This is a genomic window from Roseomonas sp. TF40, from assembly GCF_057219975.1.
The window spans coordinates 75,104-101,593 of the sequence record NZ_JBXVVR010000008.1 but is presented as its reverse complement, the minus strand read 5'-3'; the positions used below and the strand labels follow the sequence as shown (position 1 = coordinate 101,593).

The 26,490-nt window shown below is 70.5% G+C and carries 28 protein-coding genes; 22 read left to right on the top strand and 6 right to left on the bottom strand.

What is annotated here, in order from left to right:
• Positions 1-94: 94 nt before the first annotated feature.
• From AC2D9U_RS20245 to AC2D9U_RS20230, 4 genes are read left to right on the top strand one after another with little or no spacing between them, the layout of a single operon-like run.
• A complete protein-coding gene (locus AC2D9U_RS20245) occupies positions 95-892 on the top strand; it encodes a hypothetical protein (protein WP_484752284.1) in 798 nt (265 codons plus the stop codon).
• Positions 893-2,635 (top strand): thiamine pyrophosphate-binding protein, encoded by a 1,743-nt coding sequence (locus AC2D9U_RS20240; RefSeq protein WP_484752282.1) that lies wholly within the window; start codon positions 893-895, stop codon positions 2,633-2,635.
• Positions 2,635-4,197, top strand: a complete 1,563-nt coding sequence (locus AC2D9U_RS20235; protein WP_484752279.1) for an acyl-CoA synthetase — start codon at positions 2,635-2,637, stop codon at positions 4,195-4,197. The genes AC2D9U_RS20240 and AC2D9U_RS20235 overlap by 1 nt, the downstream gene beginning before the upstream one ends.
• 26 nt (positions 4,198-4,223) lie before the next feature.
• Complete coding sequence (locus tag AC2D9U_RS20230) at positions 4,224-5,453, top strand: metal-dependent hydrolase family protein (RefSeq protein ID WP_484752276.1); 1,230 nt, start codon at positions 4,224-4,226, stop codon at positions 5,451-5,453.
• Here AC2D9U_RS20230 and AC2D9U_RS20225 read toward each other — a convergent pair.
• Genes AC2D9U_RS20225 through AC2D9U_RS20210 form a run of 4 tightly spaced genes read right to left on the bottom strand, consistent with a single transcriptional unit; the run spans position 5,450 to position 8,791 of the window.
• Complete coding sequence (locus AC2D9U_RS20225; RefSeq protein ID WP_484752272.1) at positions 5,450-6,403, bottom strand: branched-chain amino acid ABC transporter permease; 954 nt, start codon at positions 6,401-6,403, stop codon at positions 5,450-5,452. The two genes, AC2D9U_RS20230 and AC2D9U_RS20225, sit on opposite strands and share 4 nt — an antisense overlap.
• On the bottom strand, positions 6,403-7,323 hold the full coding sequence (locus tag AC2D9U_RS20220; protein WP_484752269.1) for a branched-chain amino acid ABC transporter permease: 921 nt from the start codon (positions 7,321-7,323) through the stop codon (positions 6,403-6,405). Before AC2D9U_RS20220 ends, AC2D9U_RS20225 begins: the two co-directional genes overlap by 1 nt.
• Complete coding sequence (locus AC2D9U_RS20215; RefSeq protein WP_484752266.1) at positions 7,323-8,048, bottom strand: ABC transporter ATP-binding protein; 726 nt, start codon at positions 8,046-8,048, stop codon at positions 7,323-7,325. Before AC2D9U_RS20215 ends, AC2D9U_RS20220 begins: the two co-directional genes overlap by 1 nt.
• Positions 8,045-8,791, bottom strand: coding sequence for an ABC transporter ATP-binding protein (locus AC2D9U_RS20210; protein ID WP_484752264.1), 747 nt, complete (start codon positions 8,789-8,791; stop codon positions 8,045-8,047). Before AC2D9U_RS20210 ends, AC2D9U_RS20215 begins: the two co-directional genes overlap by 4 nt.
• Positions 8,792-8,886: 95 nt before the next feature.
• Between AC2D9U_RS20210 and AC2D9U_RS20205 the strand changes: the two genes are divergently transcribed.
• The 7 genes from AC2D9U_RS20205 (at position 8,887) to AC2D9U_RS20175 (ending at position 15,228) form a co-directional block, all read left to right on the top strand.
• Complete coding sequence (locus AC2D9U_RS20205) at positions 8,887-9,234, top strand: TIGR04076 family protein (RefSeq protein ID WP_484752262.1); 348 nt, start codon at positions 8,887-8,889, stop codon at positions 9,232-9,234.
• A complete protein-coding gene (locus tag AC2D9U_RS20200; RefSeq protein WP_484752259.1) occupies positions 9,231-10,259 on the top strand; it encodes an aldo/keto reductase in 1,029 nt (342 codons plus the stop codon). The genes AC2D9U_RS20205 and AC2D9U_RS20200 overlap by 4 nt, the downstream gene beginning before the upstream one ends.
• Positions 10,240-10,650, top strand: coding sequence for a DUF4440 domain-containing protein (locus AC2D9U_RS20195; RefSeq protein ID WP_484752256.1), 411 nt, complete (start codon positions 10,240-10,242; stop codon positions 10,648-10,650). Before AC2D9U_RS20200 ends, AC2D9U_RS20195 begins: the two co-directional genes overlap by 20 nt.
• Before the next feature lie 72 nt (positions 10,651-10,722).
• Positions 10,723-12,012, top strand: a complete 1,290-nt coding sequence (locus tag AC2D9U_RS20190) for an ABC transporter substrate-binding protein (protein ID WP_484752254.1) — start codon at positions 10,723-10,725, stop codon at positions 12,010-12,012.
• A complete protein-coding gene (locus AC2D9U_RS20185; protein ID WP_484752252.1) occupies positions 12,012-13,466 on the top strand; it encodes an aldo/keto reductase in 1,455 nt (484 codons plus the stop codon). The genes AC2D9U_RS20190 and AC2D9U_RS20185 overlap by 1 nt, the downstream gene beginning before the upstream one ends.
• Positions 13,463-14,356 (top strand): polysaccharide deacetylase family protein, encoded by an 894-nt coding sequence (locus tag AC2D9U_RS20180; protein WP_484752249.1) that lies wholly within the window; start codon positions 13,463-13,465, stop codon positions 14,354-14,356. The genes AC2D9U_RS20185 and AC2D9U_RS20180 overlap by 4 nt, the downstream gene beginning before the upstream one ends.
• Positions 14,353-15,228 carry a polysaccharide deacetylase family protein gene (locus AC2D9U_RS20175; protein ID WP_484752247.1) on the top strand — a complete coding sequence of 292 codons (876 nt, stop codon included), beginning with the start codon at positions 14,353-14,355 and terminating at the stop codon, positions 15,226-15,228. Before AC2D9U_RS20180 ends, AC2D9U_RS20175 begins: the two co-directional genes overlap by 4 nt.
• Here AC2D9U_RS20175 and AC2D9U_RS20170 read toward each other — a convergent pair.
• Positions 15,216-16,121, bottom strand: a complete 906-nt coding sequence (locus AC2D9U_RS20170; RefSeq protein ID WP_484752245.1) for an isocitrate lyase/PEP mutase family protein — start codon at positions 16,119-16,121, stop codon at positions 15,216-15,218. The two genes, AC2D9U_RS20175 and AC2D9U_RS20170, sit on opposite strands and share 13 nt — an antisense overlap.
• Before the next feature lie 141 nt (positions 16,122-16,262).
• On the opposite strand from AC2D9U_RS20170, the gene AC2D9U_RS20165 reads away from it, so the two are divergent.
• The 8 genes from AC2D9U_RS20165 (at position 16,263) to phoB (ending at position 22,530) form a co-directional block, all read left to right on the top strand.
• Positions 16,263-16,604, top strand: a complete 342-nt coding sequence (locus AC2D9U_RS20165; protein ID WP_484752243.1) for an STAS domain-containing protein — start codon at positions 16,263-16,265, stop codon at positions 16,602-16,604.
• 1 nt (position 16,605) lies between these two features.
• Complete coding sequence (locus AC2D9U_RS20160; protein WP_484752241.1) at positions 16,606-17,016, top strand: ATP-binding protein; 411 nt, start codon at positions 16,606-16,608, stop codon at positions 17,014-17,016.
• Positions 17,017-17,179: 163 nt separating this feature from the next.
• Positions 17,180-18,247 (top strand): phosphate ABC transporter substrate-binding protein PstS, encoded by a 1,068-nt coding sequence (gene pstS, locus AC2D9U_RS20155; protein WP_484752239.1) that lies wholly within the window; start codon positions 17,180-17,182, stop codon positions 18,245-18,247.
• Positions 18,248-18,314: 67 nt separating this feature from the next.
• Positions 18,315-19,304 (top strand): phosphate ABC transporter permease subunit PstC, encoded by a 990-nt coding sequence (gene pstC, locus AC2D9U_RS20150; protein WP_484752237.1) that lies wholly within the window; start codon positions 18,315-18,317, stop codon positions 19,302-19,304.
• Between the two features lie 4 nt (positions 19,305-19,308).
• Complete coding sequence (gene pstA, locus AC2D9U_RS20145; RefSeq protein ID WP_484752235.1) at positions 19,309-20,211, top strand: phosphate ABC transporter permease PstA; 903 nt, start codon at positions 19,309-19,311, stop codon at positions 20,209-20,211.
• An 11-nt stretch (positions 20,212-20,222) separates the two neighbouring features.
• Positions 20,223-21,062 carry a phosphate ABC transporter ATP-binding protein PstB gene (pstB, locus tag AC2D9U_RS20140; protein WP_484752233.1) on the top strand — a complete coding sequence of 280 codons (840 nt, stop codon included), beginning with the start codon at positions 20,223-20,225 and terminating at the stop codon, positions 21,060-21,062.
• A gap of 13 nt (positions 21,063-21,075) precedes the next feature.
• Complete coding sequence (gene phoU, locus AC2D9U_RS20135) at positions 21,076-21,798, top strand: phosphate signaling complex protein PhoU (protein WP_484752231.1); 723 nt, start codon at positions 21,076-21,078, stop codon at positions 21,796-21,798.
• A gap of 18 nt (positions 21,799-21,816) precedes the next feature.
• Positions 21,817-22,530: a phosphate regulon transcriptional regulator PhoB gene (gene phoB / locus AC2D9U_RS20130; protein WP_484752229.1), complete on the top strand. Its 714-nt coding sequence runs from the start codon at positions 21,817-21,819 to the stop codon at positions 22,528-22,530.
• A 3-nt stretch (positions 22,531-22,533) separates the two neighbouring features.
• Here the strand turns inward: phoB and AC2D9U_RS20125 are convergent, their stop codons facing one another.
• The gene (locus AC2D9U_RS20125) at positions 22,534-23,559 is read right to left on the bottom strand and encodes a hypothetical protein (protein WP_484752227.1); all 1,026 of its coding nucleotides are present in this window, start codon (positions 23,557-23,559) and stop codon (positions 22,534-22,536) included.
• Between the two features lie 123 nt (positions 23,560-23,682).
• Between AC2D9U_RS20125 and AC2D9U_RS20120 the strand changes: the two genes are divergently transcribed.
• From AC2D9U_RS20120 to AC2D9U_RS20110, 3 genes are read left to right on the top strand one after another with little or no spacing between them, the layout of a single operon-like run.
• Complete coding sequence (locus AC2D9U_RS20120) at positions 23,683-24,114, top strand: OmpA family protein (protein ID WP_484752225.1); 432 nt, start codon at positions 23,683-23,685, stop codon at positions 24,112-24,114.
• Positions 24,115-24,161: 47 nt separating this feature from the next.
• Positions 24,162-26,012: a DNA helicase RecQ gene (gene recQ, locus AC2D9U_RS20115; protein WP_484752223.1), complete on the top strand. Its 1,851-nt coding sequence runs from the start codon at positions 24,162-24,164 to the stop codon at positions 26,010-26,012.
• A gap of 14 nt (positions 26,013-26,026) precedes the next feature.
• The gene (locus AC2D9U_RS20110; protein ID WP_484752221.1) at positions 26,027-26,488 is read left to right on the top strand and encodes an SRPBCC family protein; all 462 of its coding nucleotides are present in this window, start codon (positions 26,027-26,029) and stop codon (positions 26,486-26,488) included.
• Positions 26,489-26,490 lie beyond the last annotated feature (2 nt).

Genomic DNA, 26,490 nt, shown 5'->3' with positions numbered 1-26,490 from the left:
CCGTTTCCCTGGTCCTCAGCCTGCCCCCATGGGAAGGGGGCTTGCGGAGCATGAGGGAGCGCGCGAAGGAATCAAGACGGGGAGGAGCGATGCGATGGCCGAGGCCGCGCCGCTGGTGCTGGACAGCGTGACGCATCTGCCGGCGCAGGCGCCGGGAGCGGTGGCCTGCTGCGCGAGCCATGGCGGCGTCTATGCGGCCTGGTACGCCGCGCGGCGCGGCGTGGCGGCCATGATCCTGCATGATGCCGGCATCGGGCGCGAGCAGGCCGGCATTGGCGGCCTCGCCTGGCTCGACGCACAGGGATTGGCTGGCGCCTGCGTCGGCCATGAAACGGCGCGGATCGGCGAAGGCGCGGACATGATGGCGCGCGGGCGCCTCTCGGCCGTCAATGGCATCGCCGTCGCGCTGGGGCTGGAGATCGGGATGGGCTGCGCCGAGGCGATGCGCCGTCTGCGCGCCGCGCGCCCGCCCGCCGGCGCTGGCCCGGCGGCGATGGACGAGGCCCGGCATGAGGTGATACCCGGCGTCGTCGCCCTCGACTCGAACGGGCTGGTCGGGCCGGGGGATATCGGGCGAATCGTCGTCACCGGCTCGCATGGCGGGCTGCTCGGCGGGCGGCCGGAGACGGCGGTGAAGGCCGCGGTGCGCGGCGCGATCTACAATGATGCGGGAATCGGCATCGACCGCGCCGGGCTTTCCCGCCTGCCGGCGCTGGATGCGCGGGGCATCGCGGGGGCCACCGTCTCCTGCTTCTCGGCGCGCATCGGCGAGGGGCTTTCGACCTGGCATGATGGCTGGATCTCGGCCGTGAACGCCACCGCGGCCGCGAAGGGCGGGCGCATCGGACAATCGGCGCGCGAGTTCGTCGCCGCCCTGCTGGAGCATGAGTGAATGTCTGCACCGAACGCCACCCGCCGCATGAGCGGCGGCCAGGCCATGGCCGAGATGCTGAAGCTGCATGAGAGCGCGCCGATGTTCGGCATGGGCGGCTTCCAGCTGCTGCCCTTCTATGAGGCCTGCCGCGCGCTCGGCGTGCAGCACTACCTGATCAATGACGAGCGCTGCGGCGCCTTCGCGGCGGATGCCTATGCCCGCGTCACCAACAAGCCTGGCCTGGTCGATGGTACGCTCGGGCCGGGGGCGACGAACCTCGCCACGGGGCTGGCGGAAGCCTTCAACGCCGGCATGCCGATGGTGGCGATCATCGGCGACGCCAACCGCCAGCACGCCTGGAAGAACATGACGCAGGAGGCGCGGCAGTTCGACGTGCTGCGGCCGCTGGTGAAGGAAGCCATCCGCGTCGAGGTGATTTCCCGCATTCCCGAGCATTTCCGCCGTGCCTTCGCGGTGGCGACCTCCGGCCGCCCGGGCCCCGTGCTGCTCGCCGTGCCCGAGGACATCGCGCATGGCGAGCATGATTTCGACGCCGCCGACTTCTGGGTCGATCCCGGCACGCTGCGCGCCCAGGCGCGGCGCTCGCGCCCCGATTCGTCGGACCTCGCCCGCGCCTGCGCGCTGCTCGCCAAGGCGGAGCGGCCGATGATCCTGGCCGGGGGCGGCGTGCATATCAGTGAGGCGCAGGCCGTGCTGACCCGCTTCGCGGAGGCCGAGGGCATCCCCGTGGCGCACACCATGTCCGGCAAGGGTGCGATCGCCTGCACCCATGCGCTCTCCGCCGGCGTCTTCGGCCGCTATTCGCGCATCGCCAACGACATGATCGGCATGAGCGATTGCCTGCTCGTGGTCGGCTGCAAGCTCGGCGAGATCGCGACCAAGCGCTTCACGCTGATGCCCAGCGGTGTGCCGCTGATCCATCTCGACATCGTCGCCGAGGAGATCGGCCGCACCACGCGCCAGGATGTGGCGCTGGTGGGCGATGCGCGGGCGGGGCTCGCGGATCTGACGGCGGCGCTCGCCGATTCCGGCAAGCGCCGCGAGTCGCGCGCCGGCTGGTGCGCCGAGGTGCCGCGCCGCATGGCCGCCTGGCGGGAGGGCGCGCGCGAACGGCTGGAAAGCGTGGAGAGCCCGATCAATGTGGGGCGCATCCTGCATGAGCTGAACGCCGTGCTGCGGCCCGAGGATGTGCTGGTGGCCGATGGCGGCTTCGCGGCGCATTGGGGCGCGCTGTTCTTCGACACCAAGCAGGCCGGGCGCGGCTTCGTCGCGGATCGCGGCTTTGCCTCCATCGGCTATGGCGTGCCGGGTGGCATCGGCGCGCAGCTCGGCGTGGGGCAGGGGCGGCGCGTGGTCTCGCTGACCGGCGATGGCGGCTTCAACATGTCGATGGGCGACCTCGAGACCGCGCGCCGCGTCGGCGCCCCGCTCGTCGCCTGCGTCTTCAACAATGCGGCGAGCGGCTATGTGAAGGCGCTGCAGCACGCGGTCTTCGGCCCGGGCAACTACCAGAGCAGTGACCTGATCGAGATGGACTACGCCGCCATCGCCAATGCCATGGGCTGCAAGGGCATTCGCGTCAGCGATCCGGAGAAGCTGAACGCCGCGCTGCGCGAGGGGCTGGCGAATACCGACACGCCGACCGTGCTCGACATCGTCGTCACGCGCGACCCGGCGCGGATGCTGCCCGCCGCCGACAACCGAACCCTGAAGGTGGAGAAGGGCGACAGGCCGGTCTGATGCACGGCGCCGAGGCCAGCAATCTCGCGCGGCTGCTGACCCAGACCGCGCGCCGCCTGCCCGAGGCGCCGGCGCTGGTCTGGCGCGAGCGGTCATGGTCCTTCGCGGAACTCGATGCGCGCGTCGATCGCTTCGCGCAGGCGCTGCGTGGCCTGGGCGTGGCGAAGGGCGATCGCGTGCTGGTGCATTCGCGCAACAGCAACGCGATGTTCGAGAGCCTCTGGGCCTGCTGGAAGATCGGCGCCGTCTGGGTGCCGACGAATTTCCGGCTGACCCCGGCCGAGGTCGCCTGGCTCGGCGCTTCCTCCCGCGCCGTGGTGATGCTGCGCGATGCGGGTTTCGCGGCGCATGCGCAAGCCGTGCGCGCGGCCAGCCCCGCGCTGCGCCACGTCATCGCGGTGGGCGATGCCGGCGCGGGCGAGCAGGCGTACGAGGCGCTGCTCGCCGCCGCCACGCCACCACCGGCCGATCATGAAGTGGCGGTCGCCTACGACGATCCCGCCTGGTTCTTCTACACCTCCGGCACCACGGGAAGGCCCAAGGCGGCGGTGCTGACGCATGGGCAGATGGCCTTCGTGGTGACGAACCACCTCGCCGATCTCGTGCCCGGCACGAGCGAGCGCGATGCCTCGCTGGTGGTCGCACCGCTCTCGCATGGCGCGGGCATCCACCAGCTCACCCAGGTGGCGCGCGGCGCGGCGACGGTGCTGCTGAGTGGCGAGAAGCTCGACGGCGCCGAGGCCTGGGCGCTGGTGGAGCGCCACCGCGTGAGCAACATGTTCACCGTGCCCACCATCCTCACCGCGCTGGTGCGCGATCCGGCCGTGGACCGGCACGACCACAGCAGCCTGCGCCACGTGATCTACGCCGGCGCGCCGATGTACCGCGCCGACCAGGAGGAGGCGCTGCGGAAGCTCGGCCCCTGCCTGGTGCAGTATTTCGGTCTGGGCGAGGTGACGGGCAACATCACCGTCCTGCGCGCGGACCAGCACACGCCCGAGAATCTCGCCACTTGTGGCGTGCCGCGCACGGGGATGGAGGTGGCGATCCTGGCCGAGGACGGTGCGCGCCTGCCGCCCGGCGCGGTGGGCGAGATCTGCGTGCGCGGCCCTGCCGTCTTCGCCGGCTATTTCGAGAATGACGCCGCCAACGCCAAGGCCTTCGCGGGCGGGTGGTTCCATACCGGCGATCTCGGCACGCTCGATTCGCGCGGCTTCCTCACCATCACGGGCCGGGCCTCGGACATGTACATCTCGGGCGGGTCCAACGTGTATCCGCGCGAGGCGGAGGAAGCGTTGCTGACGCATCCGGCCGTGGCGGAATGCGCCGTGGTCGGCCTGCCGCATCCCAGATGGGGCGAGGCCGGCGTGGCCTGCGTCGTGCTGCGCGCGGGCCAGGCCGCGAGCGAGGCGGAACTGCTCGCGCATCTCGCGCCGTTGATCGCCCGCTACAAGCAGCCGCTGCGCGTGGTGATGTGGGATGCCCTGCCGAAATCGGGCTATGGCAAGGTGCCCAAGGCGATGATCCGGGCCCGTCTGGCGGAAGAGGGAATCGCGTTCTAGCCTGGGCGGACAAGGAGACCCCTCGCATGTCCGCGACCCTGTTCGAGAATGCCCATATCCTGGATGGCCGCGCCGATGGCGCCGTGCCCGGCCATGTCCTGGTCGAGGACGGGCTGATCAAGGAAGTCTCCGACGCGCCGATCAAGGCCGCCGTTGCGCGGCGCGTGGATCTGCGCGGGCGCACGCTGATGCCGGGGCTGATCGACGCGCATGTGCATGTCATCGCCAGCATGGTGAATCTCGGCCAGAACGCCTTCCTGCCGGATGCGCTGATCGCGCACCGCGCCGCGAAGATCATGCACGCCATGCTGATGCGCGGCTTCACCACCATCCGCGACCTCGGCGGTGCGACGCAGGGGCTGCGCCTCGCGCGCGATGAGGGCCTGTTCGACGCGCCGCGCATGGTGATCTGCGGCAAGGCGATCTCCTCCACCGGCGGGCATTCCGATGCGCGCGGGCGTTTCGACAATCGCGACAACACCTGGGTCGAGGGGCGGCTCGGCGCGCTGGGCCGCATCGCCGATGGCGTGGACGCGCTGCGCCGCGCCTGCCGCGAGGAGATCAAGGCGGGGGCCGACTACATCAAGATCATGGCAAATGGCGGCGTCGCCTCGCCGACCGATCCCATCGCCTTCCTCGGCTATTCGCGCGCCGAATTGCTCGCGGCGGTGGAGGAGGCCGAACTCGCCCAGACCTATGTGGCGGCGCATCTCTACACCGACCAGGCGATCGCGCGGGCCGTGGAATGCGGCGTGCACAGCCTCGAGCATTGCAACCTCATCACCGAGGAAACCGCACGCAAGGCCGCCGCGGCGGGGGCCATCGCCTGCCCGACGCTGGTGACCTACCAGGCGCTGAAGGATGAGGGCGCCTCGCTCGGCCTGCCGGCGGCCTCGGTTGCGAAGATCGACGATGTGCGCCTCGCCGGGCTGGAGAGCCTGGAGAAGATGCAGCGCGCCGGCCTGACCATGGCCTTCGGCACCGATCTGCTCGGCGAGATGCATCGCCACCAATCGGAGGAATTCGTCATCCGCGGCCGCGTGCTGCCGGCGATCGAAGTGATCCGCTCCACCACCATGCATTCGGCGAAGTTGCTGCGCATGGAAGGCAAGATCGGCATCGTCGCGCCGGGCGCCTATGGCGATCTGGTGGTGGTCGAGGGCGACCCGCTGAAGGACCTTGCGCTGCTGACCGGCCAGGGCAAGCACCTGTCGGCCATCATGCAGGCCGGCCGCTTCGTGAAGGACGCGCTTTAGTCGTCCGCATGGCGTGAGACCCGCGCGCGCTCGCCAAAGAGCCCGCGCGGGCGCGCGACCAGCAAGGCTGCGATCAGCACGCCGATCAGCACCACCTGCAGCGCCGCGCCCCGCGCCTGCTCGGCCTGCGGGATGACCTCCCGCAGCAGCCCGCCCGAGATGCTCCAGATCGCCCATACGATCAGCGCGCCGGCCACGGCGCCAAGGTTGTTGCCCGACCCACCCACGATCAGCATCGCCCAGATCTGGAAGGTCAGGATCGGCAGGAAATCCTCGGGCGCGATGTAGCCGACGAAATGCGCGTAGAGCGCGCCGCCAAGGCCCATCAGCATGCAACCCAGTACGAAGGCCTGCAGGCGGAAGGCGCTGGCGCGCTTGCCGAGCGAGGCGGCGGCCTGCTCATCTTCGCGGATGGCGCGCAGCACGCGGCCCCAGGGGCTCGCCACCAGCCGCTCCAGCGCCCACCAGGCAAGTCCCAGAACCGCGGCGACGATGCCGAGATAGGCGAGGTTCCAGACCAACCCGCTGCCGAGCCACTCGAAGAAGGGCTTCGGGATGGATTGGATGCCGAACGGCCCGCCCGTGACGGATTGCGCGTTCAGCGCGACAAGCTGGATCACCACCGCGATGCCGAAGGTGGTGATGGCCAGATAATCCTCGCGCAGGCGCAGCGCGGCGACGCCGACGATGAAGGCGGCGATGCCCGCGGCCAGCATGGCGCCCAGCCAGCCGAGCAGGATCGGCAGGCCGAAGCCGCCCAGGCGCTCGGGCTCCGGCGGGCCGGTGAGCAGGGCGGAGCTGTAGGCACCGATCGCGACGAAGCCCGCCACGCCCACATTGAACAAGCCGCAGAACCCCCATTGCAGGTTCAGCCCCAGCGCCATCACGGCGAAGATGCCGACGAAGACGAGGAAGAAGGCGGCGTAGGAGAGCAGCGCGGCGGGATCCATCACGGCTTCTCCCCGAAGAGACCGGTCGGGCGCAGCAGCAGGATGGCGATCAGCACCAGGAAGGCCGTGGCCGCGCGATACTCCGCGCCGAAGAGCGGCACGGAGAAACTCTCCGCGAGGCCCACGATGAAGCCCCCCAGCACCGCGCCCCAGACGCTGCCGATGCCGCCCAGGATCGCCGCGGCGAAGAGCGGCAGCAGCAGGTCGAAGCCGAGCATCGGGCGGATCTGCCCGACAAGGCCCGCGAAGACACCGGCGATGGCGGCCAGCATCGCGCCGATCACCCAGGTGGCGCGCACCACGCCTTCCACATCCACGCCCGCCACGCGGGCCAGGGCCGGGTTCATCGCGGTGGCGCGCATCGCCCGGCCGAGGGTGGTGCGCGTGAGCAGCAGATGCAGCGCCACCACCACCACGGCGGTCAGCCCGATGACCAGCAACTGGTCCGGCGTGATCCGCAGCCCGCCCATCACGTCCCGCGGCACCAGGCGGATCGCGATCTGGATCTCGCGCGAGTAGTATTCGGGCAGCGTGCCGTAGAGGAATTGCAGCAGGTTCCGCAGCGCGAGCGCGGCGCCGAAGCTCGCGATCACCAGCGTGATGGCGTTGCCATGGCGTAGCCGGCGGAACAGCAGCCAGTCGAGCAGCAGCGCCAGCCCTGCCGTGAGCAGCGCGGCGATCGCAAGGGCGACCAGCAGCGGCCAGCCGAAGGAGAAGGGCTCGATCGGCGTCATCACGCCGAGCCCGGTCAGCGCCAGCACCGCCGCCAGCGCCGAGACGGCCAGGTAGGCGCCCCAGGTCATGAACTCGCCCTGGCCGAAATTGGCGAAGCGCAGGATGGAGTAGGTCAGCGTCAGCCCCACCGCGCCGAGTGCGATGACGGAGCCCACGATCAGCCCATCGGCCACGAGTTGCAGCATCACGCCTCCTCCAGCCCGCCGCCGAGATAGAGCTGGGCGAGGCGCTTGTCGTCGGCGAGGTCGGCGGCCGCGCCGACCAGCCTTTCGCGCCCCTCCACCAGCACCGCGGCGCGGTCCGCGATGGCCAGCGCCGCCTTCACATTCTGCTCGACGAGCAGGATGGTGACCCCCGTGGCGCGCACCGCCTGCAGGCGCTCGAACACCACGCCGACCAGCTTGGGCGAGAGCCCGGCCGAGGGCTCGTCCAGCATCAGCACGCTGGGCGAGGCGATGAGCGCGCGCGCCACCGCCACCATCTGCCGCTGCCCGCCGGAAAGCCGGCCCGCCGGCAGGTGGCGCTGGCGATCGAGATCCGGGAAGAGCGCGAAGATGGCATCGAGGCTGCCGCGCCGGCCCTTCGGCACCAGCGCCGCGGCAAGCTGGAGGTTCTCCAGCACCGAGAGGTTGGCGAAGACATTTTCCGTCTGGGGCACGAAGCCCAGCCCCTCACGCACCATGCGATGCGCGGGAGTCGCCGTGATGTCCCGCCCGTCGAGCCGCACCGTGCCCGACCAGATCGGCACCAGCCCCGCGGCGGCCTTCACCAGGGTGGACTTGCCCGCGCCATTGGGGCCGAGCAGGGCGACGATCTCGCCCGGCATGACGGTGAGCGAGGCGCCGCGCAGGATGGGCAGGCCAGGCTCATAGCCGCCCTCAATCCCGGAGAACTCGAGTGCGGGCGTCATCCCAGATACGCCTCGATCACGCGCGGGTCGCGCCGCACATCCTCGGGCGCGCCTTCCAGCAGCTTGCGCCCCTGCGCCAGCACCATCACCGGCCGGCAGAGCGACATCACCAGATCCATGTTGTGCTCGATGATCAGGAAGCTCGTGCCCTGGGCGTTCAGCGCGGCGATCTTCTCCATGATGGTGGCGAGCAGCGGCGGGGCGACGCCAGCGGCGGGTTCATCCAGCAGGATGAGCTTCGGCTCGGCCACCAGCACGCGGGCGAGTTCCAGCAGCTTGCGCTGCCCGCCCGAGAGCACGCGCGCGGGCTGTTGGGTCAGGTGCGACAGGCCGACGAAGTCGATCCAGTGCCGCGCACTCTCGCGCAAGCGCCGCTCCTCGGCGGCGACGGCGCCGGGCTGGAGCCAGTTCGTCCAGAAGCGTTCGCCGCGCTGGCCCTGGGGCGCGAGCATGACGTTCTCGAGCACCGTCATGGCAGGGAAGGGGCGGGGGATCTGGAAGGTGCGCGCCAGGCCGCGGGCGAAGACCTCATCCGGGCGCAGCCCCTCGATCCGCGCGCCATCGAGGGTGAGGGTGCCGGCATCGGGGCGCAGGCTGCCGGCGAGGCAGTTGAACAGCGTGGTCTTGCCCGCGCCATTCGGCCCGATCAGCCCCATGATGGCGCCGCGCGGCATCGTGAAGGACACGCCGTCCACCACGGGCGGCCCCCCGAATCCCTTGGTCAATCCTTCCGCGGTCAACATGCGCGGCATCAACAGGCAGCCCGCGCGCCGGTCAAGTGCCTGGCTTGCGGCGCCGGCCTTCGCGGCCGATATCGGCGCGAGACGGAGGGCTGGCGATGGAAGAGGATGGGTTCGACCTGTGGGATCTGCGGGTCGAGGTGGTGGCCCCGGAAGGGGCGAAGCTGTGGTGCGGCGCCAAGGTGGGCGATCATTTCGAGGTCCATGGCGAGATGCTGCATTTCCCGCCCGGCCAGGGGTTCTCGATGTATTCCCTCGCCGCGCTCCTGCCCCTGCTGCCGGCGAAGCAGCGGCCGACCCATGCCAATGACTGGATGACCACCGACGCCGAGGTCGCCTGCCCGGACCCCAACTGCCCGAGCCGCTTCCGCATCACCCGCACCGGGCTGCGCCGCTTCCGCCATGCCGAGACGACGGCGGTGCGGCCCAAGGGGATGAACTCGTGAGGGTGGAACTCGCACCGGGCTACACCATTTCCCCCCTCATCCGCGGCGGCTGGCAATTGGCCGGCGGGCATGGCGCCATCGAGCGCGCGCGTGCCATCGCCGACATGCGCGCCTTCCTCGAGGCCGGCGTCACCACCTTCGACTGCGCTGACATCTACACCGGCGTCGAGGAGATGATCGGCGAGTTCCGTGCCACCCTCAGCCCCGCCGAACGCGCGCGGCTCGGGGTGCACACGAAATTCGTGCCCGACTGGTCGGACCTGCCGCGCGTGGATCTGGCCTATGTCACGCGCATCATCGACCGTTCGCTGATGCGCCTGCGCGCCGAGACGCTGGATCTCGTGCAGTTCCATTGGTGGAACTACGAGATTCCCGGCATGGTCGAGGCCGCGCAGCACCTGCATCGTCTGCAGCAGGCGGGCAAGATCCGGCATGTCGGGGGGACGAATTTCGACGCGCCGCACACGGCGGCGATGCGCGCGGCGGGCGTGCCGGTCGTCTCCATGCAGACGCAGTATTCGCTGCTGGATCGCCGCCCGGCCGGCGCGCTCTCCGCGCTCTGCGCCGAACAGGGGGTGAAGCTGCTCTGCTACGGCACGGTGGCGGGGGGCTTCCTCTCCGCCCGCTGGCTCGGCCAGCCGGACCCGGCCGAGCCGCTCGCGAACCGTTCCCTGGTGAAGTACCGGCTCATCATCGAGGAATTCGGCGGGTGGGAGGCCTTCCAGGCGCTGCTGCGCGTGCTCGATTCCATCGCGCGCAAGCATGGTGTCTCCATCACGGCGGTGGCCACGCGCTGGGTACTGGAGCAGCCGCATGTCGCCGGCGCCATCGTGGGGGCGCGCTACGCGGAGCACCTGCCCGACAATCTGCGCGTCTTCGCCTTCGCGCTGGATGCCGAGGACCACGCCCTGCTCGCGCCGCTGCTCGCCGCCGCGCCGGGGCCGGCGGGCGATACCTACACGCTGGAGCGCGACCGCGACGGGCCGCATGGCAGGATCATGAAGTATGACCTCAACAAATCCTGAGGCCGCCTGCGTCGCGGAGATCGTGGCGCTGCACGAGCTCTTCGAATCCTGGCTCGGGGCGGCGGGGCAGGGCGATTTCGCCCGCTTCGCGTCGGCCTTCGACCCGGGCTTCGCCATGGTCATGCCCAATGGCCGCCGCCTCGACCGGGACGGGGTGCTCGCCTTCCTGCTCGGCGCCCGCGGCAGCCGCTGCCCTGGCTTCCGCATCGCCATCGAGGACGCCGCGGTGCTGCACGCCGCCCCACCGCTGATGCTGATGCACTATATCGAGCGTCAATGGCTCGGCGGGCAGGAGACGGCGCGGCGGGCAAGCGCGCTCTTTCGCCTCGACCCATCCGGGCCGCGCTGGCTCTACGTGCAGGAAACCTGGGTCACCCCGCCCGCACCCTGAGCCCCGTTTACAAGCCCCGGCCACAAGGGGAGACTGGGCGCAACGACACCGACCGGGAGCCGGAGACAGAACATGCGTATCGCCCGCCACGCGGCCTTGGCCGCGACCCTTGCCGCCGCCGCGCTCGGCGCCAACCCGGCCGCGGCGCAGGCGCCCACCTGTACGCATACGGCCGGCATGGTCGTCTCCCTCACCGGGCCGGCCGGTCGCTTCGGCCAGGCGGCGGCGAAATCCGTCGAACTGGCCTTCAACGAGCTGAACGCCGCCGCCGGGGCGCAGGGCATCGCGGGCTGCCGCCTCGCCTTCGACCTGCGCGACGCGCAAAGCCAGGGCAGTGTCGCCGTGGACCAGGCGCGCCAGCTGGTGGATCTGCGCCGCACGCCGGCCATCATCGGCGGCATCATCAGCAGCGTCTCCATCCCCATCGTCACCTCCGTGACCGGCCCGGCCGGGGTGGTGCAGATCTCCCCCGCCTCCTCCTCGCCCACGCTGACCCGCATGGCGGTGGAGGGGCAGACGCGCGGCTGGTTCTTCCGCACCATCACCTCGGATGCGCTGCAGGGCACGGCGGCCGCGCGCTATGCGATGGACCAGGGGCTGCGCCGGCTCGCCATCATCCATGTGAACAACGATTTCGGCGTGAACATGGTGAATGAGTTCCGCCGCGCCTATGTCGCACTCGGCGGCACCATCGTCTCCACCACCCCCTACAATCCGAGCCAGGCGAGCTACGCGCCGGAAGTGACGCAGGCGCTGCGCGGCGATCCGCCTGCGCTCTACCTGGTGAGCTATCCGGGCGACGGCACGACCATCGCGCGCACCTGGATCCAGCAGGGCGGCCCCGCGACCTTCCTGCTCAATGACGGCATGAACAGCGCCGACTTCATCCGCGATGTCGGGCCGCGCTTCCTCAACAACGCCTTCGGCACCTCCTCCGGCACTGTCTCAACACCCTCGACCGAGTTCTTCGCCCAGGCCTACCCGGCCATGTCGGGCGGCTTCGGCGCCGGCGCGCCGGCCGCCGACCGTGCCTTCGATGCGGCGGCCATCCTTGGCCTCGCCATCGCCAAGGCCGGGCGCTTCGAGGCCGGGCCGATCCGCGAGGCGATCCGCCAGGTGACCGCGCCGGGCGGCGAGGTGGTGCATGCCGGCCCGGCCGGCTTCCGCCGCGCGCTGGAGTTGATCCGCGCCGGCCAGCCGGTGCGCTATGTCGGCGTGATCGGCCCGGTCGAGTTCGACGCGAATGGCGACATCACCGGCCCCTTCCGCAAGTGGCGCATCACGAATGGCGAGATCGTCACGGTCGGCCAGATGACGACCGATGAGGTCCAGGCCGTGCAGCGGCAATTGCCGCCCCGCTGATGCCCCACCGCATCAGGCCGCCACGCACGCTGCTCGCCCCCGGGCTGGAGGCGAGCCGCATCATCACCGGTCTCTGGCAGGTGGCGGACCAGGAGCGCGACGGGCGCGTGCTCGACCATGTCGCCGCCGCCGCCGCCCTGGCGGATTATGCCGAAGCGGGTTTCGACAGCTTCGACATGGCGGACCACTATGGCGGCGCGGAGCAGATCTTCTCGATCTTCCGGGAGGAGGATGGCGAGGGCCGCGTCTTCACCAAATGGGTGCCCACGCCGGGGCCGATGACCCGCGAGGTGGTGCGCGCCGGCGTGGGGCGCAGCATCGAGCGGCTGGGCTGCATCCCGGACCTGATGCAGTTCCACTGGTGGAGCTTCCGCCATCCCGCCTGGCTCGATGCGTTACGCGAGATGGGCGCGATGCGCGCGGAGGGGGCGCTGAACCATATCGGCGTCACCAATTTCGACACGGACCACCTGCGCGTCGCCGTGAAGAACGGCGTGCCGATCGCCACCAACCAGCTCTCCTTCTCGCTGCTGGATCGCCGCGCGGGCGGGGCGATGTCGGAATTCTGCCTGGGCCACGGGGTGAAGATCCTGGCCTATGGCACGCTCGGCGGCGGCTTCCTCTCCGAGCGCTGGCTGGGACGGGAAGCCCCGGCCGAGGCCGACATCACCGACTGGTCGAAGATGAAGTATCGCCGCTTCATCGAGGCGATGGGCGGCTGGCCTGCCTTCCAGGCCGTGCTGCGCGCGGCCGACGCCATCGCGAAGCGCCATGGTGTCTCGATCAGCAATGTCGCGACGCGCTGGGTGCTGGAACACCCGGCGGTGGGTGCCGTGATCGTCGGCGCGCGCCTGACCGAGGCCGAGCATCGCGCGGACAATCTCCGGCTCTTCACCTTCGCCCTGGATGCCGAGGATCATGACCGCCTCGCCCATGCCTTCGCGGCGGGGCGCATGATTCCGGGCGATTGCGGCGACGAGTATCGCAAGCCGCCCTTCCTCACCGCCTCGGGCGATCTCAGCCATCACCTCGATGCGCTGCCCAAGGCCTTCAGCGCGACCGAGTTCCGGCCGGGCCGGCTGCGCGTGGACAGCGGCAGCGTCTGGGAGAAGGCCTGCGGCTACAGCCGCGCCCTGCGCGTGGGCGATCGCATCCTGGTCAGCGGCACCACCGCCACGCATACCGATGGCAGCCTCGTGGCACCCGGCGATGCCGGGTCGCAGGCGGTCTATATCCTCGACAAGATCGCCGCCGCCATCGAGGCCCTGGGCGGGACCATCGATGATGTCGTTCAGACGCGCATCTGGCTGCGCGACGCCAATGACTGGGAGGCCGTGGGCCGCGTGCATGGCCGCGTCTTCGAGAGCGCAAGACCCGCGAATACGCTGGTCGAGGTCGCCCGCCTTGTCGGCAACTACCTGGTCGAGATCGAGGCCGAAGCCATCGTGACATGATCGATCCGGAGCAGCGCCTGGTCCATGCGCCGCTGCCCTTCCGGCCGAAGCTGACCTGGCCGGGGGGCGCGCGGCTCGCGGTCTGGGTCTGCCCGAACATCGAGCATTACGAGTTCCGCCCCGCCCTCATCCGCCAGCGCGATCCCTGGCCGCGTACGCCGCATCCCGACGTGCTGTCCTATTCGCTGAAGGATTACGGCAACCGCGCGGGCGTGTGGCGGATGATGGAGGTGCTGGACGCGCAGGGCATCCGCGGCACGGTCAGCTTCTCCATGGCGGTGGGCGAGATGTTCCCCGAGATCCTCGACGCCATGCTGGCGCGCGACTGGGATGTGTTCAGCCACGGCCTCTACAACACGCGCTACCATTGGGGCCTCTCGGAGGCGGAGGAGCGCGCGGAGATCGGCCTGAGTGTCGAGGCCTGGCGCCGCATGACCGGGCGGCGGCTGCGCGGCTGGTTCTCGCCGGCGGCCTCCAACACGCTGCGCACGCCCGATCTCGTGGCGGAGGCCGGCATCGATTATCTCTGCGACCTCTACCATGACGACCAGCCCACGCCGATCCGCGTGCGCCAGGGGCGGCTGATCTCGCTGCCCTATCAGATGGACCTGAACGACGCGGTGATGCTCGGCGCCGGGGCGGGCGAGGGCGAGGATTTCCTCCGTACCGGCCTCGACATGTTCGAGACGCTCTATGCCGAGAGTGCGGCGCAGCCACGGGTCATGTGCATCGCACTCCACCCCTACATCATGGGCCGGCCGCAGCGCGTGCGGTATCTGGAGGCGCTGCTGGCGCATCTGCGCCGGCATGAGGGCGTGTGGTTCGCCACGGGCGCGGAGATGGCGGATTGGTATCTCGCGCATCACTACGAAGCGGCGCTCGGCCGATGATCCCGCCGCGCGGTCCTGACCACGCGCTGCATCCCTTCCTGCCGCAACCCGCGCGGCCGGATTTCCGCTGGCCGGGCGGCAAGCGCGTGGCCGTCTACCTGCTGCTGCATCTCGAACACACGGAGATCGTCCCGCCCGAGGGCACGCATCGCGATCCGCGCTTCCGGGGCGCCTTCTTCACGGGCACGCCGGATTGGCACGGCTATTCCTACCGCGAATACGGCAACCGCATCGGCATCTGGCGCATCCTCGACCTGCTCGACGCGCTGCGCCTACCCGCGAGCGTCGCGGTGAATTTACTGGCCGCGCAGCGCCATCCGGAGATCGTCGCCGCCTGCCGCGCGCGTGGCTACGAACCCGTCGCGCATGGCCTCTCCGCCAGCCGCATGGTCACGGCGCGCTACAGCGAGGCCGAGGAAGCGGCCGAGATCGCCCAGGTGCGTGATGGTCTTGCAAGGATATGGCCCGGTGCCACGGGCTGGCTCGGCCAGGATCACGGCGCCACCGAGGCGACCACGCGGCTGCTGGCCGAGGCCGGCTTCGTCTATGCGCTCGATTGGGCGAATGACGAGGAACCCTACGCCCACGCCTCCGGCCTGCTCGCGCTGCCGCCGCCTGGCGAGTTCGACGATGTGCAGACGCTCTGGCTGCGCCGCGTGCCCGTCACGCGCTGGCCGGGTCTTGTGCGCGACGCGCTGGACCGGCTGCTGGCCGAGACGCGCGGCGGGCGCGTGCTCGGGCTTGGCATCCACCCCTGGATGCTCGGCGCGCCCCATCGCATCCGCTACCTGCGGGAGGCGCTGGCGGATGTGGCCTCACGCAGCGACCTGCACATCGCCACCGCCGGCGCCCTGGCCGCTCAGCGCGCGTAGGTCTTCTCCATCGCATAATAGGCGTTGAAGCCGACGCGGTCGTAGAGCTCCTCGAAGGGCAGCAGCCGCTCCGGGCCGGGATGCGCGCCGGCGGCGATCAGCGCCAGCGCGTCCTGCTGCGCGCGCAGCACCACATTCAGCAGCGTGATGCCCAGCAGCAGCACGCGATAGCCGATGGCCTCGGCCTGGGCGGGGGTCAGGAAGGGCCGGCCCGGTTTCTCAACCTGCGCGAGCATGGTCGGCGTGGTGCCGGTGACGCGGTGCAGCGCCTCCATCTCGGCCGTGCTTTGCGGGGCTTCGAAATAGACGATGTCGGCGCCCATCTCGGCGAAGGCCTGGGCGCGCCAGAGCGCTTCCTCCAGCCCCACCGCGGCGCGGGAATCGGTGCGCCCGATCACCAGCAGGTCGCCCCCCGCGCGGCGCACCGCATCGCGCGCATCGAGCGCGGCGCGCAGGCGCAGCAGCGCTTCCTCCCGCGGCGCGACCTCCAGGCCCTGGGCGAAGCCGCAGCGCTTGGGGAAGACCTGGTCCTCGATCATCACGCAGGCGAAGCCCGCCTGGTGGTAGCCGGCCACGGTGCGCCGGACATTCACGGGGTTGCCGAAGCCGGTATCGGCATCGCCGATCACGGGCAGGGTGGTCGCGGCGCAGACCTCGCGCCCGGCATCGAGCATCTCGCGGTAGGAGATCAGCCCCGCATCGGGCAGGCCGAGCCGTGCGGCGCTCACCGCATAGCCGCTCAGAAAGGCCGCCGGCAGGCCGGCGCGGGCGATCAGCCGCGCGCCCAGGGCATCGTGGCAGCCGGGCACGACGGCTATTCGCGGATTCGCCAGCACGGCGCGGAGACGGGCGGCAGGCGAGGGCAGGGGGCCCTCCGGCGCGGGGTCGAGCATGATGGGTGTTCCCTCCGCCGTCATGCTGGCACGCTGGCGGCCCTGCGGCCACGGGGCGCGCGGGCCCTGCTGTCAGGAAACTGTCATGCAGCCTGGGCGCTGGGGCGGCTAATCAGCCTCGCTTTCTGAAGGAGTCTCGCGGTGCGTTTCGACGTGGTGGATCTGGGCCCGCAGGCCCTGAAGCTGGTGCTGGTGGGGCGGCTGGACGCGACGACGGTGGGGCTGGTGGAGACCTCCTTCACCGCGACCATCGCCGCGGCCAACAAGAGCGCCGTGCTCGACATGCGCGGCCTGGAGTTCCTCTCCTCCCTTGGCATCCGCCTGTTGCTCTCGGTGACGCGCGTCGTCTCCCGCCGGGGGGGCAAGGTGGTGCTGTTCGGCGCGCAGCCCATGGTGGCCGAGGTGCTCGAGGCGATGGCCCTGGGCGAGATCCTGCCGGTGGTGGACACCGAGGCCCAGGCGTTGGCCCGCCTGGCGGGCTGAGGTGCTGCGCCTCGACGTCCCGATCGAGATGGCCGCGCTGGCCGATGCGCAGGCGCGGATCGAGGCCTATCTCCTGGCGCAGGGCGCCCCCCAGCCGCTGATCCTGCGCGTTCGGCTGGTGGTGGAGGAATTGCTGGTCAACCTCGTGATGCATGGCCGATTCGCCGGGCCGCCACCCGCCGCGCGGGTCGCCGTGGCGCTGGCGGGGGCGACGGCGCAGGTGACGATCGAGGATGCGGCCGCGCCCTTCGACCCCCGCCAGGGCGGCAAGCCCCCCGCCGCCCCTGGCATCGCCGAGGCGCCGCTGGGGGGGCTCGGCCTGGCCCTGGTGCGGCAGATGGCCGGGATCCAGGCCTATGCGCCGATCGAGGGCGGCTGGAACCGCACGGTGCTGGCGATCAGGCCGGATTGAGGGCGCGGATCATCTGGATGAATTGCAATCTTGTCAGAGCGCCTGTCACGGGACTGTCATCAATTTGCAATAGCGACGTCGCCTGTTGCGCCTAGAAGGCGGGCAACGCAGGCAGCCCCCGACCGGGACGCTGCCTGCACAACGACAGTAGGAGATTTTCCCAGTGAACAGGCGGTCGCTTCTTCTCGGCACCGGTGCGGTTCTCGGTGCCGGCCTTCTCGGCTCCCGCGCCGCCATGGCGCAGGCGCAGGTCACCATCACTGGCGCCGGCGCCACCTTCCCCCGCCCGCTCTATGAGCGCTGGTCGGCGGAAGCGCGCGCCGCGATCGGCATCTCGCTGAACTACCAGTCCATCGGCTCGGGCGGCGGCATCAACCAGATCACGGCCCGCACGGTGGATTTCGGCGCCTCCGACGCGCCGCTGACCACGGCGCAGCTGACCGAGCGCAGCCTGCTGCAATTCCCGACCGTCATGGGCTCGGTGGTGCTGAGCTACAACCTGCCCGGCGTGGCCGACAACACGCTGCGGCTCACTCCCGAAGTGATCGCCGACATCTTCCTCGGCAAGATCACGCGCTGGAACGACAGCCGCATCACTGAGCTGAACCGCGACATCCGCATCCCCAACCTGCCGCTCTCGGTGGGCTACCGGGCGGATGGGTCGGGCACGACCTGGGTCTGGACCACCTATCTCTCGCGCATCTCGGCCGAGTGGAATGCGGGCCCGGGGGCCGGCACCTCCGTGCGTTGGCCGGTCGGCAACGGCGCGCGCGGCAATGAGGGTGTCTCCAACATCATCCGCAACAGCCCCGGCACCATCGGCTACATCGAGAATGCCTACGCCGTGGTGAACCGCATGCCGACCACGCAGATCCGCAACAAGAGCGGCGCCTTCGTGAAGCCCGAGCCCGCGGCCTTCCTGGCCACCGCGGCTGCTGCTGACTGGTCGGTGCCGAACTTCGCCGCCGACACCATCGACCTGAACGGCCCTACCGTCTGGCCGATCACCAGCCCCACCTACATCCTGCTGCCGACGAACCCGCCGGCCGACAAGATCGACGGCAGCCGCAACACCATGCGCTTCTTCGACTGGGCCTTCCGCAACGGGGCGCAGACGGCGCAGCGCCTGGAATACATCCCGTTGCCCGCCAATGTGCATGATGCGGTGCGCGCCGCCTGGGCCGCCCAGGTGAAGGGCCCGGCTGGCCAGGCGCTCTGGCCGGTGGCCTGATCCCGGCGGGGGGTGCGGCACGGCCGCGCCCCCTTCCTTTCCGACACCCGCCTGCTGGATCGCGCCCTTGTCCTCCTCCGCTGCCACCGGCCCCACGGATCTCCCCGCCGCGACCGCCCGCCGCAAGACCGGCAGCCTGGGCGACAGGATCTTCGAGGCGCTGTGCTACGGCGCCAGCTATCTCGTGCTGCTGACGCTGGGCGGCATCATCGTCACGCTGTTCATCGGCTCGCTGCCCGCCTTCACGCATTTCGGCGTGAGCTTCATCTGGTCCGACGCCTGGAACCCGGTGGAGGACCACCGCGAGGAATACGGCGCCCTGACCGCCGTCTTCGGCACCATCGCGAGCTCGGTGCTCGCCATCATCTTCGCCGTGCCGGTGGCCTTCGGCATCGCCTTCTTCCTGACCGAGCTCTGCCCCCCCGTGGCCAAGCGGGCGATCGGCACAGCGATCGAGCTGCTCGCCGCCGTGCCTTCCATCATCTACGGCATGTGGGGCCTGTTCGTGGTGGTGCCCTTCGTGCAGCAGAACATCCAGCTTGCCTTCGGCGAGAACCTCGCCGCGATCCCGCTGCTGGGCTTCATCTTCGAGAGCAACAACTTCGCCGGCACCTCGCTGTTCAGCGCGGCGCTGGTGCTCGCCATCATGATCCTGCCCTTCATCGCCGCCACGATGCGCGACGTCTTCGAGCAGGTGCCGCCGGTCTACAAGGAAAGCGCCTACGGCCTTGGCGCGACGCGGTGGGAGGTCGTCAGCGGCGTGGTCATCCCCTACACCCGGATCTCGGTGGTGGGCGGCATCATGCTGGGCCTTGGCCGCGCGCTGGGCGAGACGATGGCGGTCACCTTCGTGATCGGCAACGCCAACCGCATGCCCGGATCGGTCTTCGACGCGGCGACGACCATCGCCTCGGTGGTGGCGATGGAATTCCCCGAGAGCCTCGCAGGCAGCCTCAAGCAATCCGCGCTCTTCGCGCTCGGCTTCCTGCTTTTCCTCATCTCCTTCGTGGTGCTGGCCCTGTCGCGCTGGCTGCTGCGGTCCCGGCTGAAGGCTTGATCCGATGAGCGCCACCACCATCGCCGCCGGCCCCGCGCGCGACCTCAAGGTTGCGCGCGCGCTCGGGCGCCGCCGCAAGACCGTCGACTCGCTCATCAAGTGGTTCTGCATCGCGGCCACCGTGGTCGGGCTGTTCTTCCTCGCCTCCATCATGCTCACGCTGTTCTGGCGCGGCCTTGTGGCGCTCGACATCGTGGTCTTCACGCGCGAATTCGCGCCGACGCGCTTCGGCGACGACAGCCTGCCAAAGGGCGGGCTGCTGCACGCCATCCTGGGCAGCCTGGTGCAGGTGGGCATCGGTACCGCGATCGGCACGCCGATCGGCCTGCTCGTAGGCACCTACCTCGCGGAATATGCGCGTGGCTCGAAGCTGGGCGATGTGGTCCGCTTCGTCTCGGACGTCCTGCTCTCCGCCCCCTCGATCCTGATCGGCCTGTTCATCTACCAGCTGGTGGTGCTGCCGATGGGCGGCTTCTCGGGCATCGCGGGGGCGTTGGCGCTGGCCATCATCGTCATCCCCGTCGTGGTGCGCACCACGGAGGACATGCTGCAGCTGATCCCCAACACGCTGCGGGAGGCGGTGATCGGCCTCGGCGCGCCGAAGTGGAAGATGATCACGCTGGTCTGCTACAAGGCCGCGCTGTCGGGCATCGCCACCGGCATCCTGCTCGCCATCGCGCGCATCGCGGGGGAGACGGCGCCGCTGCTGCTGACGAGCTTCGGCAACAACGTGGTCAGCATGGACCTGACCAAGGCGATGGCCAGCCTGCCCATCGCCATCTACCAGCAGGCCAATTCCGGCTTCCCCGACCTCATCGAGATCGCCTGGGCGGGGGCGCTGATCGTCACGCTCGGCGTTCTCGCCATCAACATCATCGCGCGCGTCGTGCTGCGCAGCCGCCACTGAGGAACAGCCCCATGTCCGCCAGCACCGACGCTTCGGCCGAGGCCCAGACCGGTTCCTTCGCCGGCGTGCAGGTCCGCTCCGATGCCGTGTTGAACACGGTCTCGCGCCTGTCCGTGCGCAACCTCGACTTCTACTACGGCACCAACAAGGCGCTGAAGGGCATCAACCTCGAACTGCCGGACCGGCAGGTGACGGGCATGATCGGCCCCTCGGGCTGTGGCAAGTCCACGCTGCTGCGCGTGCTGAACCGCATGTACAGCCTCTATCCCGGCCAGCGGGCGGAGGGCGAGGTGCTGATGGATGGGCGCAACATGATCGCCCCCGATGTGGACCTCAACGAGCTGCGCTCGAAGATCGGCATGGTGTTCCAGAAGCCCACGCCCTTCCCGATGACGATCTACGACAACATCGCCTTCGGCATCAAACTGCATGAGAAGCTGAGCAAGTCGCAGATGGACGACCGGGTCGAATGGGCGCTCTCGCGCGCCGCCATCTGGGGCGAGGTGAAGGATCGGCTGCAGTCCAGCGCGCTCGGCCTGTCGGGCGGGCAGCAGCAGCGCCTGTGCATCGCGCGCACCATCGCCGTGCGGCCCGAGGTGATCCTGTTCGACGAGCCGACCTCCGCGCTCGATCCCATCAGCACGCTGAAGATCGAGGAGCTGATCGACGAGCTGAAGCGCGACTTCACCATCTGCATCGTCACGCACAACATGCAGCAGGCGGCGCGCTGTGCCGACCAGGTGGCGTTCTTCTTCCTGGGCGAGCTGATCGAGGTTGCCCCCGCAGCGCAGATGTTCACCGCGCCGCGGCAGCAGAAGACCCAGGAATACATCACCGGCCGCTTCGGCTGAGGAACCCAGGATCATGCCGAACGAAATGCCCGAGCACATCGTCAAATCCTATGAAGAGCAGCTCAAGCGCGTGCGCGACATGGTGGCCCGCATGGGCGGCCTCGCCGAGCGCCAGGTGCATGACAGCGTCACCGCCATGACGCGCCGCGACGCGCGCCTGGCCGCCGAGGTGGTCAGCCGCGATGCGGCGCTGGACCAGCTCGAGCGCGAGATCGAGGCCTTCTGCGTGCGCATCCTCGCGCTGCGCCAGCCCATGGCCTCGGATCTGCGCTTCATCATCGCCTCCATGAAGGTGGCGCACAACCTGGAGCGCATCGGCGACTACGCGCGCAACGGGGCGAAGCGCAGCATCGTCGTGATGCAGCAGCCGCAGCTCGGCTCCATGAACGGCTTCACCCGCATGGCGCAGCTGGTGCAGGAGAATCTCAAGGCCGCGATCGACGCGCTGCTGAGCGGCGATGCCGAGGCCGCGCAGCGCGTCTGGGCGGCGGATGAGCCGGTGGACGATGTCTACAACGGCATCTTCCGCGAGATGCTGACCTTCATGATGGAGGATCCGCGCAACATCACCGCGGCCACGCATCTGCTGTTCATCGCGAAGAACCTGGAACGCATCGGCGACCACGCGACCAACATCGCCGAGACGGTGCACTACGCCGTGCGCGGCGACACGCTGCCCGAGGACCGGCCGAAATCGGACAGCTCCGCCTACGCCGTCGTTCGTGCCCCCGAATAATCGAGCAGGAAGCACGCCATGCCCGAGGCCTCCGGTTCCCTCGCCAAGCCCACCATCCTGATCGTCGAGGATGAGGCGCCGCTGCTGACCCTGCTGCGCTACAACCTCGAGAAGCAGGGCTTCCGCGTGGAGGAGGCGGCCGATGGGCAGGAGGCGCTGCTGCGCGTCGCCGAGACGAAGCCCGACCTGATCGTGCTGGACTGGATGCTGCCCGCGCTCTCGGGCCTCGAGGTCTGCCGCCAGATCCGCCGCCGGCCCAACACGCGCGACCTGCCGATCATCATGGTCACCGCGCGCACCGAGGACCAGGACGCGGTGCGCGCGCTCGACACCGGGGCGGATGACTATATCGCGAAACCCTTCGTGATGGAGGCGCTGCTCGCGCGCATCCGCGCCCTGCTGCGGCGGTCGGGCGCGGTGCCGGTGAAGGGGCGGATCAGCTATCGCGACCTGGTGATGGACCAGGATGCGCATCGCGTCACGCGCGGGCCGCGTTCGCTGCATCTCGGCCCGACCGAATACCGCCTGCTGGAATTCTTCCTGCAGCACCCGGGCCGCGTCTTCTCGCGCGAGCAGTTGCTCGACGCCGTCTGGGGGCGCGACATCCATGTCGAGCCGCGCACGGTGGACGTGCATATCCGCCGCCTGCGCAAGGCGGTGAACGGGGAGGGCGAGGTGGACATCATCCGCACCGTCCGCTCCGCCGGCTATGCGCTGGATGCCGAGGGCTGAGCCTCAGGCCTCCTCCGTCACGCGATACAGCGTGACCAGGCCGAGCCGGCGCACGGCGTTGCGGCACAGCGCCTCGATCTCCCGCCGGTCGGTCGTCTCGGGATCCACCGCCAGCCAGGCGGCGGCGAGGCGGCGCCAGAAGATGCCCAGATCCACCAGCCGGTCGCGATAGCCCTCCTGCTCGCGGATCAGCCGCGTGGGGGCTTCCAGCGGCAGGGGCTTGCGCATCGCGGCCTCGGCGGCGGTGAAGAGGGCGGCGGCCGTGCGCCGTGGCAGGGCGATGCGCGGCTGCAGCGCCTCGAGCGCGCGGGTCAGCAGATCGCCCGCCCAGCGGCGATCCGCCCCCACCGCCTCCCGCGTGCGGCGGACCATGCGTTCCATCGATTCGTAGTCGGGCTGCGTCGCCGCGGCCGAGAGCACGCGCGCATGGGCATTGGCGAGGCGCTGCAGGCGCCGCGCGAGGGGGGCGATGGTTTCCATCGCGAAGCCGCCCTCGGTGATGCAGCGCGCCACCGCGGTCTCGAACATGGCAGGTCCGGGCGGCACGCGGCGCATCGCATCGGCCAGCGCCAGGCCTTCCTCTCCGGCCGTGGCGGCCAAGCGCTCCACCAGCGCGGAGCTGGCGGCGAAGAGGTGGTGGTCCTCGGGCAGTTCGGGGTCGTCGTCGAGCAGCGCGCCGGGCAGCGGGTCGCCGGGCGCGATTCGCTCGACGCAGCGCAGCGCCGCCGGCACCAGGCGCAACAGCAGGAAGTCGCGTGAGCCGGGGGCGATGTCGAATTGCCGATGCGCTGCCTCGATGTCCACCACCATGCGCAGATGCGCGAAGGCGCGCACCACGCCGATGCCGCCGCCCGAGTCGCGCTCGAAGCACAGGCCGGGCTCGTGCAGCCAGGGGGCGGCGAAATCCAGGCGCGGCGGCGGCCAGGCCTCGCCGGGCGGCACGCCGGGGAAGCGCACGGGGTCGAAGCCGCGCGCATCGGGCAGGGCGTAGGCGGCGGCCGCTTCGGCCGTGTCGGGGAGGGGTACCACCCCGGCAGCTTGCCCGGGAAAGGGTTAACCCCCGGTAGTGCGGGCCAAGCCACACCGGCGCGGTTGACGGCGATGGCCGCTTCGCGCGACCTATGCGCAACAGAGAGTCGGGAGCCTTCCATGATGCGCCGCCGCAGTTTCGCCAAGGCCGGGACCTTCACGGGCCTTGCCCTTATGTCCGCCTCCTTGCTCGCGGCCTGCAATGCCGCCGATCCGCTGGGGGCCGACCTCGTGGCGCAGCCCGTGCACATCGTCTTCTTCGAGGGCGACAGCGTGGCGCTGGGCGACGCCGCGATGGCCGTGGTGCGCGATGCCGCCGCCATCGCCCGCCGCTACCCGTCCCAGCCGGTGCGCGTGCTCGGCTTCGCGGGCCCGGCCGGCTCCGTGGCCTACAACCGGGCGCTGTCCAATGCCCGCGCCCAGGCGATCGCCGAGGAACTGCGCGAGGCCGGCGTGGCCCCCGCGCGTCTCATGGTTTCGGCCCGCGGCCCCGTGGAATTCGCGGACATCGCCACCGAGAGCCGCCGCGTCGAGATCCGCATCGGGCCGCAATAGCCCGATCGCGTAGCTGACTCGCGCGGCGCGGCATGGCAGAGGTGGCCATGCCCGATGATGCCCGATTCCCGTTGCATCGCGTCGAGATCGCGTGCGAAAGCCCCGAGGCGATCCTCGCCCGCGTCTTCGGCCATGCCGGCTTTCGCGGCCGGCAGGCGGAAGTTGTGCAGCATGTCGCGACGGGTGGCTCGGGCCTCGTCCTCATGCCGACGGGGGGCGGGAAGTCGCTCTGCTTCCAGGTGCCGGCGCTGTGCCGACCGGGTGTGGGCGTCGTCGTCTCCCCCCTGATCGCGCTGATGGAGGATCAGGTGGCGGCGCTGCGCCAGCAGGGCATCGCCGCCGCCGCGCTGCATTCCGACCTGCCCGAGGCCGATGCCCGCGCCGTGCTGCGCGACCTGCACAGCGGCGATCTCAAGCTGCTCTACGTCTCGCCCGAGCGGCTGACGCTGGAGGGCATGCTGAGCCGGCTGGAGGGCCTGCCCATTGCGCTCTTCGCGGTGGATGAGGCGCATTGCGTCAGCCAGTGGGGGCACCATTTCCGCCCCGAATATCGCGGCCTCGGCGTGCTGGCCGAGCGCTTCCCCCGCACGCCGCGCCTCGCGCTCACCGCCACCGCCGATCCGCGCACGGTGGAGGATATCCGCCGCCAGCTCGGCCTGCAGGACGACCCGGTGTTCCGCGGCGGCTTCGACCGCCCCAACATCCGCATCGAGGCCGCCCCGCGCGAGCAGGAACGCGCGCAGATCCGCGCCCTGATCCGCGAGGCCGGCGTGAAGGGCGGCGCGGGCATCGTCTATTGCGGCACCCGCGCGCGCACCGAGAGCACCGCCGAGTGGCTGCGCGGCGAGGGTATCGACGCGCTCGCCTTCCACGCCGGCATGGATGGCCAGGCGAAGCGCGAGGCGCATCGGCGCTTCTCGCGCGGCGACGACGTGGTGATGTGCGCCACCATCGCCTTCGGCATGGGCATCGACCGGCCGGATGTGCGCTGGGTCGCGCATCTCGACCTGCCGCGCTCGCCGGAGAGCTGGTACCAGGAGATCGGCCGCGCGGGGCGTGACGGCCTGCCTGCGCGGGCTTTGCTGCTCTATGGCGCCGGCGACATCGCCCTGGCCCGCCACCGCATCGAGGAAAGCCCCGCCCAGCCCGAGCAGAAGCGCATCGAGCGCCAGCGGCTGGAGGCCATGGTGGCGATCGCGGAAGCCGCGACCTGCCGCCGCCAATTGCTGCTGCGCTGCTTCGGGGAGGAGGAGATGCCCCCCTGCGGCAATTGCGATGTCTGCCTGTCCCCCCCCCGATTATTCGATGGAACCGTGGCGGCCCAGAAGTTCCTCTCCGCCGTGCTGCGCACGGGAAGGCGTTTCGGCGTGGGGCATGTGGTGGACGTGCTGCGCGGCAAGATGACCGACAAGGTCGCGCAATTCGCGCATGACCGACTGCCGACCTTCGGCGTGGGGAAGGATTTTTCCGACCTTGCCTGGCGCGGCGTGGCGCGGCAGCTCGTGGCGCGCGGGGCGCTGGACGTGGCCGTGGAGAACCATGGCGAGCTGGTGCCGACCGAGGCCGCGCGCCCGATCCTCAAGGGCGAGGAACAGGTGATGCTGCGCGAGGATGTGCTGCGCGCCGGCACGGCCCCGGCGCGGGCCGCGCGTCCCTCCGGCGGCGCCGGCGCGCCGGTGGGTGACCCGCTCTTCGAGGCGCTGCGCGACTGGCGCCGGGCGGAGGCGCAGGCGCAATCCGTGCCGGCCTATGTCATCTTCCAGGACCGGACGCTGGCCGAGATCGTGGCCGCGCGGCCGCGCAGCCTGGACCAGCTGGGCGCCCTGCCCGGCGTGGGGCGCACCAAGCTCGAGCGCTATGGGTCCGCGGTGCTGAAGGTGCTGGCCGAGGCCGGCTGAACGGAAGGCTCAGGATGACCGAGACATTCGACCTGGTGTTCCAGCGGCGCGTGCCGCTCGCGCCCGAGACGCTGTTCCGCGCCTGGACCCAGCCCGCTTGGCTCACGCGCTGGTTCACCCCCGCCCCCTGGCGGACGGAGGAGGCGGAGGTGGACCTTCGCCCCGGCGGCATCTTCCGCACCGTCATGCGCGGGCCGGCGGGCGAGACGCATGACAATGCGGGCTGCTGGCTGGAGGTCGTGCCCCATCACCGCCTGGTCTGGACCGACGCCTTCCTGCCCGGCTGGCAGCCCGCGCCCGAGCCCTTCGTCACGGCGATCCTGACCTTCGAGGCCGGGGAGGGCACGCTCTACACCGCCATCGCCCGGCACAGGAATGCCGAGGACCAGGCGCGGCACGAGGCGATGGGCTTCCATGCCGGCTGGGGCGCCGCGCTCGACCAGCTTGTCGCCCTGGCCCAGGCGGGCGGGCCCTGAAG

What these genes read in the sequence shown, in the direction of transcription:
- AC2D9U_RS20180 (WP_484752249.1), top strand. Translation starts at nt 13,463, where the DNA reads ATGATCGATCCGGAGCAGCGCCTGGTCCATGCGCCGCTGCCCTTCCGG.
- AC2D9U_RS20175 (WP_484752247.1), top strand. Translation starts at nt 14,353, where the DNA reads ATGATCCCGCCGCGCGGTCCTGACCACGCGCTGCATCCCTTCCTGCCG.
- AC2D9U_RS20235 (WP_484752279.1), top strand. Translation starts at nt 2,635, where the DNA reads ATGCACGGCGCCGAGGCCAGCAATCTCGCGCGGCTGCTGACCCAGACC.
- pstA (WP_484752235.1), top strand. Translation starts at nt 19,309, where the DNA reads ATGAGCGCCACCACCATCGCCGCCGGCCCCGCGCGCGACCTCAAGGTT.
- AC2D9U_RS20110 (WP_484752221.1), top strand. Translation starts at nt 26,027, where the DNA reads ATGACCGAGACATTCGACCTGGTGTTCCAGCGGCGCGTGCCGCTCGCG.
- AC2D9U_RS20190 (WP_484752254.1), top strand. Translation starts at nt 10,723, where the DNA reads ATGCGTATCGCCCGCCACGCGGCCTTGGCCGCGACCCTTGCCGCCGCC.
- AC2D9U_RS20230 (WP_484752276.1), top strand. Translation starts at nt 4,224, where the DNA reads ATGTCCGCGACCCTGTTCGAGAATGCCCATATCCTGGATGGCCGCGCC.
- AC2D9U_RS20225 (WP_484752272.1), bottom strand. Translation starts at nt 6,403, where the DNA reads ATGGATCCCGCCGCGCTGCTCTCCTACGCCGCCTTCTTCCTCGTCTTC.
- AC2D9U_RS20120 (WP_484752225.1), top strand. Translation starts at nt 23,683, where the DNA reads ATGCGCCGCCGCAGTTTCGCCAAGGCCGGGACCTTCACGGGCCTTGCC.
- AC2D9U_RS20240 (WP_484752282.1), top strand. Translation starts at nt 893, where the DNA reads ATGTCTGCACCGAACGCCACCCGCCGCATGAGCGGCGGCCAGGCCATG.
- AC2D9U_RS20215 (WP_484752266.1), bottom strand. Translation starts at nt 8,048, where the DNA reads ATGACGCCCGCACTCGAGTTCTCCGGGATTGAGGGCGGCTATGAGCCT.
- recQ (WP_484752223.1), top strand. Translation starts at nt 24,162, where the DNA reads ATGCCCGATGATGCCCGATTCCCGTTGCATCGCGTCGAGATCGCGTGC.
- AC2D9U_RS20210 (WP_484752264.1), bottom strand. Translation starts at nt 8,791, where the DNA reads ATGTTGACCGCGGAAGGATTGACCAAGGGATTCGGGGGGCCGCCCGTG.
- AC2D9U_RS20170 (WP_484752245.1), bottom strand. Translation starts at nt 16,121, where the DNA reads ATGCTCGACCCCGCGCCGGAGGGCCCCCTGCCCTCGCCTGCCGCCCGT.
- AC2D9U_RS20195 (WP_484752256.1), top strand. Translation starts at nt 10,240, where the DNA reads ATGACCTCAACAAATCCTGAGGCCGCCTGCGTCGCGGAGATCGTGGCG.
- AC2D9U_RS20220 (WP_484752269.1), bottom strand. Translation starts at nt 7,323, where the DNA reads ATGCTGCAACTCGTGGCCGATGGGCTGATCGTGGGCTCCGTCATCGCA.
- pstB (WP_484752233.1), top strand. Translation starts at nt 20,223, where the DNA reads ATGTCCGCCAGCACCGACGCTTCGGCCGAGGCCCAGACCGGTTCCTTC.
- AC2D9U_RS20185 (WP_484752252.1), top strand. Translation starts at nt 12,012, where the DNA reads ATGCCCCACCGCATCAGGCCGCCACGCACGCTGCTCGCCCCCGGGCTG.
- AC2D9U_RS20245 (WP_484752284.1), top strand. Translation starts at nt 95, where the DNA reads ATGGCCGAGGCCGCGCCGCTGGTGCTGGACAGCGTGACGCATCTGCCG.
- phoU (WP_484752231.1), top strand. Translation starts at nt 21,076, where the DNA reads ATGCCGAACGAAATGCCCGAGCACATCGTCAAATCCTATGAAGAGCAG.
- AC2D9U_RS20205 (WP_484752262.1), top strand. Translation starts at nt 8,887, where the DNA reads ATGGAAGAGGATGGGTTCGACCTGTGGGATCTGCGGGTCGAGGTGGTG.
- phoB (WP_484752229.1), top strand. Translation starts at nt 21,817, where the DNA reads ATGCCCGAGGCCTCCGGTTCCCTCGCCAAGCCCACCATCCTGATCGTC.